This window comes from Mesorhizobium sp. M0207 (assembly GCF_040321995.1).
Lineage (GTDB): Bacteria > Pseudomonadota > Alphaproteobacteria > Rhizobiales > Rhizobiaceae > Mesorhizobium.
This window is the reverse complement of sequence record NZ_JAMYSQ010000017.1, coordinates 117,438-132,255: the sequence shown is the minus strand read 5'-3', so window position 1 is coordinate 132,255 and position 14,818 is coordinate 117,438. Positions and strand designations below refer to the sequence as shown.

Annotated in this window: 15 protein-coding genes; 10 read left to right on the top strand and 5 right to left on the bottom strand. The window is 63.6% G+C overall.

Annotated elements, in window-relative coordinates; all coding sequences use genetic code 11:
- The first annotated feature begins 91 nt into the window (after positions 1-91).
- From NKJ15_RS21975 to NKJ15_RS21950, 6 genes are all read left to right on the top strand, one after another.
- Positions 92-499: an SMI1/KNR4 family protein gene (locus NKJ15_RS21975; protein WP_352817550.1), complete on the top strand. Its 408-nt coding sequence runs from the start codon at positions 92-94 to the stop codon at positions 497-499.
- A 69-nt stretch (positions 500-568) separates the two neighbouring features.
- Positions 569-2,677 carry a molybdopterin-containing oxidoreductase family protein gene (locus NKJ15_RS21970; RefSeq protein WP_352817547.1) on the top strand — a complete coding sequence of 703 codons (2,109 nt, stop codon included), beginning with the start codon at positions 569-571 and terminating at the stop codon, positions 2,675-2,677.
- Between the two features lie 56 nt (positions 2,678-2,733).
- Positions 2,734-3,432: a DUF2270 domain-containing protein gene (locus NKJ15_RS21965; protein WP_352472615.1), complete on the top strand. Its 699-nt coding sequence runs from the start codon at positions 2,734-2,736 to the stop codon at positions 3,430-3,432.
- A 190-nt stretch (positions 3,433-3,622) separates the two neighbouring features.
- The gene (locus tag NKJ15_RS21960) at positions 3,623-5,845 is read left to right on the top strand and encodes a cation:proton antiporter domain-containing protein (protein WP_502906937.1); all 2,223 of its coding nucleotides are present in this window, start codon (positions 3,623-3,625) and stop codon (positions 5,843-5,845) included.
- A gap of 376 nt (positions 5,846-6,221) precedes the next feature.
- Positions 6,222-6,455: a DUF680 domain-containing protein gene (locus NKJ15_RS21955; protein WP_352472617.1), complete on the top strand. Its 234-nt coding sequence runs from the start codon at positions 6,222-6,224 to the stop codon at positions 6,453-6,455.
- Positions 6,456-6,731: 276 nt separating this feature from the next.
- Positions 6,732-7,004, top strand: a complete 273-nt coding sequence (locus NKJ15_RS21950) for a DUF680 domain-containing protein (protein ID WP_352817543.1) — start codon at positions 6,732-6,734, stop codon at positions 7,002-7,004.
- A 110-nt stretch (positions 7,005-7,114) separates the two neighbouring features.
- Here the strand turns inward: NKJ15_RS21950 and NKJ15_RS21945 are convergent, their stop codons facing one another.
- Genes NKJ15_RS21945 through purM form a run of 4 tightly spaced genes read right to left on the bottom strand, consistent with a single transcriptional unit; the run spans position 7,115 to position 9,791 of the window.
- On the bottom strand, positions 7,115-7,630 hold the full coding sequence (locus NKJ15_RS21945) for a SixA phosphatase family protein (RefSeq protein WP_352615697.1): 516 nt from the start codon (positions 7,628-7,630) through the stop codon (positions 7,115-7,117).
- A 9-nt stretch (positions 7,631-7,639) separates the two neighbouring features.
- A complete protein-coding gene (locus NKJ15_RS21940; RefSeq protein WP_352817540.1) occupies positions 7,640-7,972 on the bottom strand; it encodes a hypothetical protein in 333 nt (110 codons plus the stop codon).
- A 50-nt stretch (positions 7,973-8,022) separates the two neighbouring features.
- On the bottom strand, positions 8,023-8,730 hold the full coding sequence (gene purN / locus NKJ15_RS21935) for a phosphoribosylglycinamide formyltransferase (RefSeq protein WP_352457663.1): 708 nt from the start codon (positions 8,728-8,730) through the stop codon (positions 8,023-8,025).
- A complete protein-coding gene (purM, locus tag NKJ15_RS21930) occupies positions 8,727-9,791 on the bottom strand; it encodes a phosphoribosylformylglycinamidine cyclo-ligase (RefSeq protein WP_352771776.1) in 1,065 nt (354 codons plus the stop codon). The genes purN and purM overlap by 4 nt, the downstream gene beginning before the upstream one ends.
- Positions 9,792-10,180: 389 nt before the next feature.
- Between purM and NKJ15_RS21925 the strand changes: the two genes are divergently transcribed.
- Genes NKJ15_RS21925 through hdaA form a run of 3 tightly spaced genes read left to right on the top strand, consistent with a single transcriptional unit; the run spans position 10,181 to position 12,658 of the window.
- Positions 10,181-10,738: a CDP-alcohol phosphatidyltransferase family protein gene (locus NKJ15_RS21925; RefSeq protein WP_352472672.1), complete on the top strand. Its 558-nt coding sequence runs from the start codon at positions 10,181-10,183 to the stop codon at positions 10,736-10,738.
- The gene (locus tag NKJ15_RS21920; RefSeq protein WP_352472627.1) at positions 10,710-11,951 is read left to right on the top strand and encodes an AI-2E family transporter; all 1,242 of its coding nucleotides are present in this window, start codon (positions 10,710-10,712) and stop codon (positions 11,949-11,951) included. The genes NKJ15_RS21925 and NKJ15_RS21920 overlap by 29 nt, the downstream gene beginning before the upstream one ends.
- Positions 11,952-11,956: 5 nt before the next feature.
- On the top strand, positions 11,957-12,658 hold the full coding sequence (gene hdaA / locus NKJ15_RS21915; RefSeq protein WP_352472673.1) for a DnaA regulatory inactivator HdaA: 702 nt from the start codon (positions 11,957-11,959) through the stop codon (positions 12,656-12,658).
- Positions 12,659-12,858: 200 nt separating this feature from the next.
- Here the strand turns inward: hdaA and NKJ15_RS21910 are convergent, their stop codons facing one another.
- Entirely contained in the window at positions 12,859-13,860 is a 1,002-nt protein-coding gene (locus NKJ15_RS21910; RefSeq protein WP_352817536.1) for a GlxA family transcriptional regulator, read from the bottom strand.
- Between the two features lie 130 nt (positions 13,861-13,990).
- Here NKJ15_RS21910 and NKJ15_RS21905 point away from each other — a divergent pair, with 130 nt between their 5' ends.
- Entirely contained in the window at positions 13,991-14,818 is an 828-nt protein-coding gene (locus NKJ15_RS21905; protein WP_352501886.1) for an alpha/beta fold hydrolase, read from the top strand.

Genomic DNA, 14,818 nt, shown 5'->3' with positions numbered 1-14,818 from the left:
CGCGCCTACGACGCGTTGCTCAAGCGTGTCGCGTCATGTGGCCGGGTACGTTCCCGGATACCCAAATGGTTCGCGGTAGGAGGTGAATGAGATGCTTGAAGGTCGGGAGTGGCGCAAAAAAGATGGAGCGTCAGACGAAGCGATCGAGAAACTCAGGGACGTGGGGCCTTTGGTCCTGCCTGAAGGCTATGTTGCCCTTCTCTCTTTCAGCAACGGTGGTGAGGGCCCCCTGCCAGTCCAGCCGCTATGGCTTGCCTTGCACGCTGCGGAAGAGGTGATCGAAATAGAGCAACAGGGGACATTCAAGGAGTTCTTTCCGGGTTTTTTCGTTATCGGCAGCAACGGGGGCGGCGAGGCGATTGCGTTCGATCTACGCACAGTGGGGCTTTATCCGCTCGTTGCGTTTGACATGACAAATATCGATCTTGTCGAAAGCGTTTGGCCCATTGCGCCGGACTTTGATGCATTCTTGGACTTGATCGGCCTTTCCGACGAATAGCCCAGAGGGGGATGTAGGCCCGCCCATCTGGCCCTACACGCCGCCGCCATAAACGACTAGTTTGCTCCCATGAATCAGCACGCGAAGCTCAGAATCGGCCATTCGGCCTGTCCGCATGATTGCCCGTCGACCTGCGCGCTCGAGGTCGAGCTGCTCGATGAAAAGCGCATCGGTCGCGTCCATGGCGCCAAGGCCAACAGCTATACGGCCGGCGTCATCTGCGCCAAGGTCGCCCGTTACGCTGATCGCGTCCATCATCCCGACCGCCTGCTGAAGCCGCTGATCCGAGCCGGCGGCAAGGGCGAGGGCGCCTGGAAGGAATCCAGCTGGGAGGCGGCGCTCGACTTCGTCGCCGAAAGGTTCATAGCCGCCGAGGCAAAATATGGCTCGGAGACGGTCTGGCCCTATTACTATGCCGGCACGATGGGTCTGGTGCAGCGCGACGGCATCGAGCGGCTCAGGCACGCCAAGAAATATTCCGGCTTCTTCGGTTCGATCTGCACCAATCTGGCCTGGACCGGCTGGATGATGGGCGCCGGCGCGCTGCGCGGCCCCGACCCGCGCGAAATGGCAAAGTCCGACTGCGTGGTGATCTGGGGCACCAACGCCGTGGTCACGCAGGTCAACGTCATGACCCACGCCATCAAGGCGCGCAAGGAACGCGGCGCCAAGATCGTCGTCATCGACGTCTACGAAAATGCGACGATGAAGCAGGCCGATCTCGGCCTGGTGCTGAAGCCCGGCACCGACGGCGCGCTGGCCTGCGCGGTGATGCACGTGCTGTTCCGTGACGGCATGGCCGACCGCGCCTATCTGGAAAAATACACCGACGATCCGCACGGTCTGGAAGCGCATCTCAGCACAAAGACGCCGCAATGGGCCGCTGATATCAGCGGGCTTTCTGTCGACGAAATCGAGGCCTTCGCCCGTCTCGTCGGCACGACGAAGAAGACCTACTTTCGCCTCGGCTACGGTTTTTCGCGGCAGCGCAACGGTTCGGTCAACATGCACGCCGCGGCCTCGATCGCGGCGGTTACCGGCTGCTGGCAATATGAGGGCGGCGGCGCCTTCCATTCCAATTCGGGCATCTTCAAGCTCAACCAGGAACTGCTCGAAGGCACACGGATGCGCGACCCCGCGATCCGTCATCTCGATCATTCGCGGATCGGCCCGGTGCTGACCGGGGCTGAGGATGCGCTCTATGGCGGCCCGCCGGTGACGGCGCTGCTGATCCAGAACACCAATCCGGTCAATGTCGCGCCGGAGCAGCGGCTGGTGAAGCAAGGTTTTCTGCGCGACGATCTGTTTTCCTGCGTGCACGAGCAGTTCATGACCGACACCGCCAAGCTCGCCGATGTCGTCCTGCCGGCGACGATGTTTCTCGAGCATGACGACGTCTACAAGGGCGGCGGCAACCAGCACATCACACTCGGGCCGAAGCTGATCGATCCGCCGGAAGGTCCGCGCACCAACCATTTCGTCATCGAGGAGCTCGGCAAAAGGCTCGGTATCGCCGATCGCCCTGGCTTCGGCATGACCGAGCAGCAGCATATCGACATCATCCTGGGCAAGCGCGGGCTGGGCAGCTTTTCGAGCCTGAAAGAGCAGAAATGGGTCGATTTGCAGCCGGATTTCGAGGCGGCGCATTTCCTCGACGGCTTCGGCCATGCCGACAAGAAGTTCCATTTCCGCGCCAACTGGACCGGGCAGGCAGCGCCTAACCGGCCACCGAAAAGCATGGGCCTGTTCGGGCCGGTGGCGAGCCTGCCGGAATTCCCCGATCATGTCGACCTGATCGAGGTGGCGGACGCGGCGCACCCGTTCCGGCTGACCACCTCGCCGGCGCGCAATTTCCTCAATTCGACCTTTGCCGAAACGCCGGTATCGCAGGCAAAAGAGCGCCGGCCGGAGCTGCTCCTGCATCCCGATGATGCGGCGGCACTCGGCGTCGCCGACGGCGGCCGTGTCGAGGTCGGCAACCAGCGCGGCGAGGTGGTGCTGCACGCAAAGCTGTTCGACGGCATCAAGCGCGGCGTCGTCGTCGCCGAAGGCATCTGGCCCAACAGCGCCCATGAGCGCGGCGAGGGCATCAACGTGCTGACCGGCGCCGATGCGCCGGCGCCCTATGGCGGCGCCGCCTTCCACGACAACAAGGTCTGGCTGCGCCCGGCAGATTGAGCGTCGGAACGATATCTCCATCCGGCCGTTTTCGCGTGGCGGGTGGAGGCATTGTCATGGCAGAAGTGTTGCCGGCGCCGGATCCTATCGGAAGGACACTGTCGTCCGGCGAACTCGTAACCACGATGTCCCACTTTCATCGCGCCGAGATTGCGCGCATGGCTGGGTGGCGTGACCGCCTGGACCGGACGAGCAACTGGGCGATAACCGTTGTCGCAGCCATGCTGTCCGTTTCGCTTTCGACAGCCAGCGCTCACCATGGTGTGCTGCTGTTTGCCATGCTGCTTGTTCTGCTGCTGCTGTGGATAGAGGCCCGCCGATATCGCTTCTTCGACTTCTACCGGGCTCGCGTGCGCCAGTTCGAACGGCACTATTTCGCGCAGATATTCTCGCCGCAGCCGGACTTCGCGTCCGATTGGCTGTTGATCGTCGGCGAGAGCCTGCGCGCGCCGAAATTCCTGATTTCGCAACGCATGGCTTTGGCGCGCCGCCTGCGTCGCAATTACATCTACATGCTGCTGATCCTGCTGCTGGCCTGGATCCTCAAACTGTCGACCCCCAGTCTTCTGACCGAAGGTGTCCGCATCGGCTTCGTCGGGTCGATGCGTGAGGCCGTCGCCAGTGCTGCCTTGGGTCCAATTCCGGGCGCCGTCATCGTCGTGCTGGTCGCCGTCCTCTATGCGGGCCTGCTGGTGACAGCATTTCTGACAGAGAGCGACGACGGCGAACTCTCCTTCGGTGACGTCCACGTCTAGCAACGCAACGCCCTGTCTAGCAACGCAACGCCCTGTCGCGCGTTGTTGGACACGTGCATTGGGCGATGGGGGTTTCATGGCTTGGCAGGCTCCGACACGTTCCAGCCTGGCGCTGCTGGTTTGCGCTTTCGTCCCCGCGGGGGCGGCCTGGGCAGCGCAGACGCTCGTTGCCGGTACCCGGGCCTCCGGCATGGGTGGTTCGGGCGAAGGCGCTTTCGTCGCCGAGATCGTGCTTCTGCTGCTTGTCGGGCGCGGCCTGGGCGAAGTGCTGCAGCGTTATGGCCAGCCGGCGATCATGGGCCAACTGATCGGCGGCATCCTGCTCGGTCCTTCGCTGTTCGGCTGGCTGTGGCCGTCGGCCCAGCACCTGATCTTTCCCAGTGATCCTGCGCAAAAGGGCATGATCGACGCCGTCTCGCAGCTCGGCATCCTGATGCTGCTTTTGCTGACCGGCATGGAGACGGACCTGCGGCTGGTGCGCCGGGTTGGCGCGGCCTGTTTTTCCATTTCGGCTACCGGCGTCGTGGTGCCCTTCATCTTCGGTTTTGCGCTGGCGCAGTTCCTGCCGGACGCATTGCTGGCTGACCCCACGCAGCGCACCGTCGCCGGGCTGTTCCTGGGCACGGCGCTGTCGATCTCGTCGGTCAAGGTCGTCGCCATGGTGGTGCGCGAGATGAACTTCATGCGCCGCAACCTCGGACAGGTGATTATTTCCTCGGCGATCATCGAGGACACGATCGGCTGGCTGGTCATCGCCGTAACCTTCGGCATCGCCACCAATGGCAAGCTACAGTTCGCGCCGCTGGTGACCACCATCGCCGCGGTGGCACTGTTCATGGTGTTCTCCTTCACCATTGGCCGCCGTCTTGTCTTCACCTTGATCCGCTGGACCAACGATCAATTCCGCAGCGAGTTTGCGGTGATCACCATGATCCTCATCATCATGGGAGCGATGGCGCTGATCACTAATCAGATAGGCGTCCATACCGTGCTGGGGGCGTTCGTCGCCGGCATCCTGGTCGGGGAATCGCCCATCCTCTCCAGCCATATCGAAGGTCAGCTTCGCGGCGTCATCACCGCGCTGTTCATGCCGATCTTCTTCGGCATGGCGGGGCTTTCCGCCGATCTCACAGTGCTCGCCGATCCAACCCTTGCCATGCTGACGGGCGCTCTCGTGATCATCGCCAGCATCGGCAAGTTTGGCGGCGCGTTCATCGGCGCCAAGCTCGCCGCCATGTCGCTCAAGGAAGCAATCGCCGTCGGCAGTGCCATGAACGCACGCGGCTCGACCGAGGTGATCGTCGCCAGCATCGGCCTGTCGATGAACATCCTGTCGCACAATCTCTTCACCATGATCGTCACCATGGCCGTGATCACCACCTTGGCCATGCCGCCGATGCTGCGCTGGGCGCTCGGCCGGCTGCCGGTTGGGCACGACGAGCAGCAGCGTGTCGAGCGCGAGGCGTTGGACGAATACGGCTTCATTTCCAGGCTGGAGAGGCTGCTGGTGCTGGTCGACGACAGCAGGATCGGCAAGTTCACTGCATATCTCGCCGGACTGGTCGGCGGAGGCAGCGGCATGCCCACCACCTTGCTTCGCCTGCCCACCACCTTGCTTCAGCCGAAAGACGGCCGAGTTGACAGGCCGACCGACAGCAAGGGACAGGAGCGCGCCCTCCAGGAAATCAAAAAGGGCGCAAAAAAGAGCGCTCAGGCGGTGAAACGGACCGAAGATACGCTTGTCGACAAAGTCCATCTGACGGCCCGCACCGAATTGGAAGCCACGGGTGAGACGATCGCCGAAGAGGCCCGCAAGGGATACGGCCTGTTGCTGGTCGGCCTGGACAATGTGCTGACCGCCGATGGCGCCTTCGCGCCGGCCCTCAACGACATTGCCGCAGGATTTGACGGCCCGCTTTGCCTGGTCCTGAACGGCGGCAATGCTGGCGAAAAGATGCCGACGCTGAAGGCCGGCACCAGCATTCTCGTCCCCGTCAACGGTACCCAGGTGGCGCGTCGCGCCGCCGACCTGGCGCTGGCGCTGGCCCGTCCAAACCGGGCGCGGATCAAGGTTCTCTACGTCTCGCAAAAGGCAGCCAAGGGCCGCAGGTCGACATCGGTGTCACATAGCCGCGAAGAGGCCGTCCTGAAAGACATCGCTGATCTGGCGGGCCGCTACGGCCTGCATATCGACACAGCGTTCCATACCCGCGTCACACCCGACAAGGCGATCACCCGGGAGGCGGCCAAAGGAGCGGCGATCGTCGTGATGGGCGTCACCCAACGTCCGGGTGAGGACCTGTTCTTCGGTGAAACAGCCGGCGCTGTTTTAGCCGCCTGCAACTGCCCGGTCGTGCTTCTGGCCAGCGCGCGGCCCAAGCACGACGCCGCTGGCGCTGAGCTGGCAGCGTGAATTTCACCGCGCATTGATCGGTCGGCAGGAATGTCGATCGAGCCTCTGAAAGCGCTGATCAGCCAAGCGTAAAAGAACTCGAACCGAACGGCTCGGTTCCGTTAGCAGAGAGTACAGGAAAGGGTGAACGCCGGCTCAAAGAATGTTCGCGCGGCAAATCACCACTGACCGCATAACCAGTTGAAAAGAAAGAAGAAAATTGTGGCGCAGGAGTTGCATGTCGAATTTCAAGCGGCCAATTTGGCGCACCGGCACAAAATTTTCGTGATTGGAAACGACAGACTTGCCGACCCATCTCGGGTTGGTCCGAGCGACGCGAATTCCTCCCGAGGCACGCCACTTGACGGACAGACCAAAGAACTACCGGAGTACCGAAATGACCAAGCTCGCTCTTACCGCCGCCGCCATCCTCGTTGCCACCGGCACTGCTTTTGCCGGCAGCGACCATTATGGCTCGGACAACGTCAACCAGCCGGCCGCCGCTGCTGCCAACGTCGACAACACCTTCACTGGTTCGATCCGCAAGCCAGTTACTTCCGAGCATACCGGTGCCAAGACAACCTCCGAGTCGGTGGCGCCTGAATCCGGCCAAGGCATCTGGGGCCGCTGATTATCACGGCCCGCAACACAAAGAGCGGCGGGCTTGGCCCGCTACTCTTGCTGTCGCGTATCAACGGGCGTGTGCGCCGAATAGCATCCTGCGCCAATCGAATACTTTGATTTGCAGGTTTCATCTGTAGCCACAATCTCGGTTGCTGAAATCGTCCAGCAACGTGCACATCGGAAAAAGCCGGGTGCGTATTCGTCGGCGCGGACAGCGCTCTCATCTCGAATGCGTCGAAAGCAACGACAACTCACGAATGACCAGTACACTGGAGTACCTGAAATGACCAAGACTGCTCTTACCGTCGCCACCGTCGTCCTCGTCGCCACGGGCAGCGCCTTTGCAGGCAGTGATCACTATGGTTCGGACGGCGTCAACCAGCCGGCCGCGCCTGTTGGCAACGCGCCTGTCGGCAGCATCGACAGCGGGTTTACCGGTTCCATCCGCAAGCCGCTGACGACCGAGCACAACGCTGTCGACACCGAGGCGACGACCCGGTTCGGCGCGGATCAACCCGTAGTGCCCCAATCTGGCCGGGGCAACTGGGGCCGATAGTTCCTCAAACCCCGGAGCACGAAGAGCGGCGGGCTTGGCCCGCCGCTTTTGTTTGCGCGAAGCCGGGTTTGGTCGAAAGGTCGGCGATCCGCCGGCCTGTCAGGCAGTCGCTAGCGAAGATCCTTCGGCCAAATGCAGTGCGTCAGTCGGGCGCTGCCGAAGGTGAGACCGGTCCAATCGCCGTCGACGTCGAACCGAGCCAGGCCCGCGGTGGGGTATTTTTCCGCCAGCTTCTTCAGCGCCGCTTGGTCCGATCCAGCCCCGGCAACCCCGCGCGCGAACTCCTCCAGCCCGGGATTGTGGCCAAGCACCAGCAGCGTTCCAGTCCCCGCCTTTACTTGCCGCACCTTGGCGAGGATGTCCGCCGCCGCTGCCTCGTAGAGCGCCTGGGAAAATTTGGCCTGCACCTTAGCCGGCAATTCCGCCGAGACCAGCCGCCACGTGTCGCGGGTGCGCAGCGCCGGCGACACCAGCGCCAGCTCCGGCAGCCAGCCGCGCCGGGCCAGTTCGCGCCCGACCAGTGGTGCTGCCTTCAGCCCGCGCGCGGACAGCGGCCGGTCGAAGTCGATGAGGTCGGGATCGTCCCAACTCGACTTGGCGTGACGCAGGAGCAGCAGTTGCTTCATGGATTCAACTCAAGTCCAAGGGATGTCGGGCTGAAAGTCTTTCCCATAGCCGCCGTCATGTCTTGCACCTGTGACGGTATCAAAACTCGCCCAAAGCGCACCAAAGATGAACAGGCCTACACGCCGTTCATCTTTATCCCAACTGACCGAAATGTCTGCTTCAGTGATGGCCCAATCGCCCGATCGAACGTGAATTGCACCGACGACGGGACCTACTCCTCCGTCCTCGATCCGACAGAGATAAAAATATGCCGTGGCACTTTTCGGATCCTCCGCCTCTTCGTATTCGAAGACGCCGGCCAGATCACCTTTTGTCCGGATCGCGCTGTCGAACACGTCCATTGATCTATTCTGTCATTCCCCGGCGATTTATTGGCCGTTTCTGCGGACCCTCACGGCGTGATCCGCGCCAGGTGCTCGAGATCGGTCTCTTCGCGCAGCGGGTCGGGCGCGATCACCACCGACGTGGCGTTGTCGGCATCGTCGGCGAAGCGCGAAAACACCGTGCGGCCGCCTTCCATCCGCGCCTTGCCTTCGGCGACCAAGCCCAGCGCCAGCGGATAGAGCTGGTGCTCGGCCTTGAGCACGCGCGCGGCCAGCGTGTCCTCATTGTCGCCGACCATCACCGGCACGGCGGCCTGGGCGATGATCGGCCCGTCATCCATGTCGAGCGTGACGAAATGCACCGTGCAGCCATGGATGCGCATGCCCGCGCGGAGGGCCCGCGCATGCGTATCCAGCCCCTTGAAGGCAGGCAGCAGGGCAGGGTGGATATTGATCATGCGGCCCTGCCACTTCTCCACGAAGCGCGCGCCGAGGATGCGCATATAGCCGGCCAGCGCGACGATCTCGGCGCCGAACGACAAGAGGGCCGCATCGATCGCCTCGTCATGCGCTTGCTTGCTGGCATAGTCGGAGCGCGAAATCACTCTGGTGGCGATGCCGCGCGCCGCGGCGATGCCAAGGCCGGCGGCATTGGCGCGGTCGGAGATGACGCCGACGATCTCGGCCGGATAGGCCGGGTTGCTCGCCGCCGCAACCAGCGCCGTCATGTTGGAGCCGCGCCCCGAGATCAGTACGACCGTCCGTTTTCTGGTCATAGGCCAATCGAGCCCCGATAGATGACGCCGGCATCGCGGCGCGGCACGATCTGGCCGATCGGCGTCACCGTCTCGCCGGCCTCCTGCAGAACGGCAGCGACCTGCGCCGCCTGGCCGGAGGCGACGACCAGGATCATGCCGATGCCGCAATTGAAGGTCCGCATCATCTCTTCCGGCGCGACGCCGCCTGTCTTGGCCAGCCACGAAAACACCGGCGGCACCTCGATGGCGCCGAGATCGAGCTCGGCCGAAAAATCCTTGGGCAGAACGCGCGGGATATTTTCGGGAAAGCCACCGCCGGTGATATGGGCCAGCGCCTTGATGCCGTGGGTGTTGCGGATCGCCTTGAGGATCGACTTGACGTAGATGCGGGTCGGTTCGAGCAGCGCCTCGGCCAGCGTCGCTTCGTCATTGAACGGCGCCGGATCGTTCCAGCCAAGGCCGCTTACGGCGACGATGCGGCGGACCAGCGAATAGCCGTTCGAATGCAGGCCCGACGAGGCGAGGCCGAGCAGCACGTCGCCCTCGACGATGTCGTCGGTCGGCAGCAGCTGGCCGCGTTCGGCGGCACCGACGGCAAAGCCGGCAAGGTCATAATCCTTGTCGTGATACATGCCGGGCATCTCCGCCGTCTCGCCGCCGATCAGCGCGCAGCCGGCCTGCCGGCAGCCGGCGGCAATGCCGCCGACAATCGAGGCACCCTGGTCGGGATCGAGCTTGCCGGTGGCGAAATAGTCGAGGAAGAACAGCGGCTCGGCGCCTTGCACGACGATGTCGTTGACGCACATGGCGACGAGGTCGATGCCGATCGTGTCGTGCTTGCCGGCATCGATGGCGATCTTCAGCTTGGTGCCGACGCCGTCATTGGCGGCCACCAGCACCGGATCGGTGAAGCCGGCGGCCTTGAGGTCGAACAGGCCGCCGAAGCCGCCGATCTCGCCATCGGCGCCCGGCCGGCGGGTGGCGCGCACCAGCGGCTTGATCTTCTCGACCATGAGATTGCCGGCGTCGATGTCGACGCCCGCTTCGGCATAGGTGAGCCCGTTCTTGCGCTTGCTCATACTCTTTCCCTGCTTTCTCGGGCTCTTCGCATGAACGGTTTCGGTCCGCAAGGATAACGGCGGGATGTGGAGCTTTTGCCCCCGATAATAACAAAGGTTGGCAGGCCCTGCAGTTCCGAATGTGGCGATCCTTCGCGCCCCCCTCTGTCCTGCCGGACATCTCCCCCTCAAATGGGGAGATTGGATGTCGCCTCGGCTTTCGCCAACCTGCAACGTTGCAGGAAGGGCGCGATAAATGAAGCTGCCAATCTCCCCACTTGAGGGGGAGATGTCCGGCAGGACAGAGGGGGGTGGTTCACGCTAGCCTTCGCGTTCCTGTGTCGCTTCTCACTTGCCGTAACCCTCCATCTCGATCATGTATCGGCAAACAAGAGCGACGGGATATGCGTTTGACCATCCCCAACATGATCACGATCATGCGCTTCGTGCTGGTGCCGGCCGTGGTGCTGGCCATGCTGCAGGACCGCTGGGACTGGGCCTTTGCGGGCTTCCTCATTGCCGGCATTTCCGACGGCGTCGACGGCTTCATCGCCCGCCATTTCAATCAGTTTTCCAGGCTCGGCGCCTATCTCGATCCGATGGCCGACAAGCTGCTGCTGGTCTCGGTTTTCGTGGTCCTGGGCTTCAGCGGCGAACTGCCGCTGTGGCTGGTCGTTACCATGGTGTCGCGCGACGCACTGATCGTCTGCGCCGTGCTTTTATCCACCGTCATGGCGCATCCGGTCGAGATGAAGCCGCTCCTGGTGTCGAAGGCCAACACCGCGATCCAGATCGTGCTGGCGGCAGTGGTGTTGGGCGAACTCGCCTTCGACATCCATCTCGATCCGCTGAGGCCGGCCCTCATATTGCTGTCCGGGGTCTTGACCGTGGCTTCGGCCGCGGCCTATCTCGTGGCTTGGCTGAGGCATATGAGCGGCTATGGCGAAGGCTCCACACCCGGCACCTGAACGCGGGGCACCTGAACGCCGGGCACCCGAACACCGGGCACCTGACGAACGGTCCATCGACGCCGAGGCCGAAGCCGCGGCAGCGGAGGCTGCGGCGTCGGCGTCGTTTCGCCGCCAGATCCGCTTCTGGCTGGTCAGCGCCATCATCCTCGCCGTCTTCCTCTATGTCTTCAGCGGCATCCTTCTGCCGTTCGTCGCCGGCATGGTGCTCGCCTATTTCCTCGACCCTGTCGCCGACCGGCTGGAGCGGCTCGGCCTCTCCAGGCTGATGGCGACGGTGGTCATCCTCATCGCCTTCATCGTCGTCCTGGTGCTGGCCGTCGTCATCCTGGTTCCGGTGCTCGCCTCGCAGATGGCTGATTTCGCCAGCAAGCTGCCGGACTATCTGACCCGGCTGCAGAGCCTGATCACCAGCTTCGACCCGAAATGGCTGGAAGAGAAATTCGGCGTCGACGCCAACGGCCTGCGCGAAGGCCTGAACTCGCTGCTGACCTCCGGCTTCGGCCTCCTGACCACCGTGTTCACCTCGATCTGGAGCTCCGGCGTGGCGCTGGTCTCGGTGGTCAGCCTGTTCGTGGTGACGCCGGTCGTCGCCTTCTACATGCTGCTCGACTGGGATCGCATGGTGACAATCGTCGACAGCTGGGTGCCGCGCGACTATGTCAAGACCGTCAGGACGATCGCCAGGGACATCAACACGGCGACCGCCGGCTTCGTGCGCGGCCAGGGCACGCTGTGCCTGGTGCTGGGCGCCATGTATGCCACCGGCCTGACACTGACGGGCCTGAATTTCGGCATCCTCATCGGTCTGTTCGCCGGACTGATCTCCTTCATCCCCTATGTCGGCTCGCTGACCGGCCTGGTGCTGGCCGTCGGCGTCGCCTTCGTCCAGTTCTGGCCGGACTGGACCATGATCGCAGCGGTGGCCGGTGTGTTCTTCGTCGGCCAGTTCATCGAGGGCAACATCCTGCAGCCAAGGCTGGTCGGCAAAAGCGTTGGCCTGCATCCGGTATGGCTGATGTTTGCGCTGTTTGCCTTCGGCGCGCTGTTCGGCTTCGTCGGCCTGCTGATCGCCGTTCCGGCTTCCGCCGCCGTTGCCGTTCTGGTGCGCTTCGCCATCGCCCGCTATCTCGAATCGCCGCTCTACAAGGGCCACGCCGACGAGCCGGTGCCGCCGCTGCAGGTGCGCCGCCGCGGGGGCGCGCGCGGTTGAGCCAGATGCCGGACAAGATCGATCCGCCGCGTCAATTGCCGCTCGATCTAGGCCACGGCACCGGCTATTCGCGCGACGAGCTCGTCGTCTCCAGCACCAACAGCCAGGCGGCGGCGCTTGTCGACCGCTGGCCGGACTGGCCGTCGCCGGTCGTTGTGCTGGCCGGGCCGGCCGGCTCGGGGAAAACCCATCTGGCCTCGATCTGGCGGACCCGCGCCGACGCGGTGAAAGTGGAGGCCGGCCGCATCGGCGACTGCATCGAAAATCTCGGCGCGCATCCGGCCCTGATCGACGATGTCGATGCCGGCCCGATCGATGAGCACGGCCTCTTCCACCTGATCAACGCGGTGCGCGGCGCCGGCTCGAGCTTGCTGTTGACGGCGCGGCGCTTCCCGTCCGCCTGGGGCGTCAGGCTGCCCGACCTGGCGTCGCGGCTGAAGGCGGCGGCGACCGTCGAGATCCACGAACCCGACGATCTTCTGCTGGCCGGCGTCATCACAAAGCTGTTCGCCGACCGCCAGGTCGAGGTCGAGCCGCATGTCGTGCAATATCTGGTGCGCCGCATCGAGCGCTCGCTGGCCACTGCCATGCGGGTGGTCGAACGGCTCGACCGCACCGCGCTCGAGCGCAAGACGCCGATCACCCGCGCGCTCGCCGCCGAGACCGTCAGCGCCATGGACGAAGGGCAGGGCGAGTTCGAGATTTGACGATTCCAGTGCCGCCACTGTCCCATTTCGGGAACAAAAGCTGGCATCTGTCTTGCAGCAAAGAGCTTGCCGGCTAATCCCGGTCCTGATTGCGTATCAAATCAGGTAGTAGGCTCGCCGGGAGATGGGTGGTTGGGGTTCTCGCCCGGCGAGCTTGCCTTTGGCAGCATCGAATCGATTGCGTCATTGCGCGGCTGGCCTCAGCTCTCTCCGCCTGCAATTACCGCTCGTTCCGTGCCAAAGCGCTTGCGATAGTCGCCGGGCACCAGGCCGGTTATCCTGGCGAATACCTTGCGGAACGAGCCGGGATCGTCATAGCCGACCTCCCAGGCGATCTGGTCGATCGATCGCATCGTGGTTTCCAGCATCTCGCGCGCCTTGCCGACGCGCAGGTGCTGGCAATATTCGGTCGGCCTGAGGCCGGTGGCGTTGCGGAAGCGTCGGAGAAAGGTCCGCTCCTCCAGCCCCGCATGCGCGGCCATGGCGCCGAGCGTCACGTCGCGCGCGCCGTTCGCCTGCAGCCAATGCTGCACCTTGAGGATCGCTTCGTCGTCATGGGTCAATCGCGGCGCGAACGGGCTGTAAAAACGTTGCTCGCGGCCCGGCGGATCGACCAGCATGAAACGCGCCGTGTCCATCATCACGGCTGACCCGAGCACCCGGTCCACCAGCTTCAGGCCGAGGTCGGTCCAGGCCATGTAGCCGCCTGCGGTGATGACGTCGCCATCGTCAATGACCAGCCTGTCGGCGTCGAGCAGGATGTCGGGAAAGCGTAGCGCCAGCGCGTCGCGATAGGCCCAGTGCGTTGTCGCGGCGCGACCGGACAACAGGCCGGTCTCGGCAAGCACGAAGGCGCCGGCGCAGACCGAGCCGAGGGTCGCGCCTGCCCCATGACGGTCCCTGAGCCAGCCGGCATAGGCCGCGGCTGCTTCCCGAGCGATCGGATCTCCCAAGGTTGGCGGGAGGATAACCATGGTTGGTTCATTGTCGGCGCCGGGGTCGCTGTCGAAGGTGCGGACTACGGTGTGGCCCGCGTCCTCCAATTGCCAATGACTGACGCGAAGCCTCGCCGCGTCCGGCGACCGCTCGACAGCCAGCCGGTTTGCCAGCATGAAAAGATCGGTAAGGCCGAGCACGGCCGCTTCCTGCACGCCGGGATACAAGACAAGGCCGATTTCGATCAGATCACGCGTAGCCGTCATTTGTCAGTTTTGCCACGTTGAATGTCCGTTTTGCCAATGCTCACCTTGGCCGCACTGTTATAATTTGTCCAGCTGAAGGGGCTAAAAGCTTCCCTGTTACCCCCCAACTTTTCCATCAAGGAGTAGGACGATGAGCACATTCACCACCCATGACGGCACCGAGATTTTCTACAAGGATTGGGGCAAGGGCCAGCCGATCGTGTTCCATCACGGCTGGCCGCTCAGCGGCGACGACTGGGACAACCAGATGCTGTTCTTCCTCGATAAGGGCTACCGCGTCGTCGCACATGACCGCCGCGGCCACGGCCGCTCGTCGCAGACCGCGACTGGCAATGAGATGGACACCTACGCCGCCGATGTTGCGGCGCTGGCGGTGCATCTCGATCTCAGGGATGCGATCCACATCGGCCACTCGACCGGTGGCGGCGAGGTAGCGCGTTACGTCGCGCTTTATGGCGGCGGCGGCCGTGTTGCCAAGGCGGTGCTGATCGGCGCCGTGCCGCCGATCATGGTCAAGACCGACAGCAACCCCGGCGGCTTGCCGATCGAAGTCTTCGACGGCTTTCGCGCTGCTCTGGCCGCTAACCGCGCCCAGTTCTACAGGGATGTGCCGGCCGGCCCGTTTTACGGTTTCAACCGCGACGGCGCCAAGGTCTCGCCAGGCGCTATCGATAATTGGTGGCGCCAAGGCATGATGGGTGGGGCCAAGGCCCATTACGACTGCATCAAGGCCTTTTCCGAGACCGACTTCACCGACGACCTCAAGCAGATCGACGTGCCCGTCCTGATCATGCACGGCGACGACGACCAGATCGTGCCTATCGCCGACTCCGCGCTGCTTGCGGCCAAGCTGGTGAAGCGCGGCACGCTCAAGGTCTACAAGGGCCTGCCGCACGGCATGTGCACCACCCACCCGGAGATCATCAATCCGGATCTGCTGGCCTTCATCCAGGGCTGA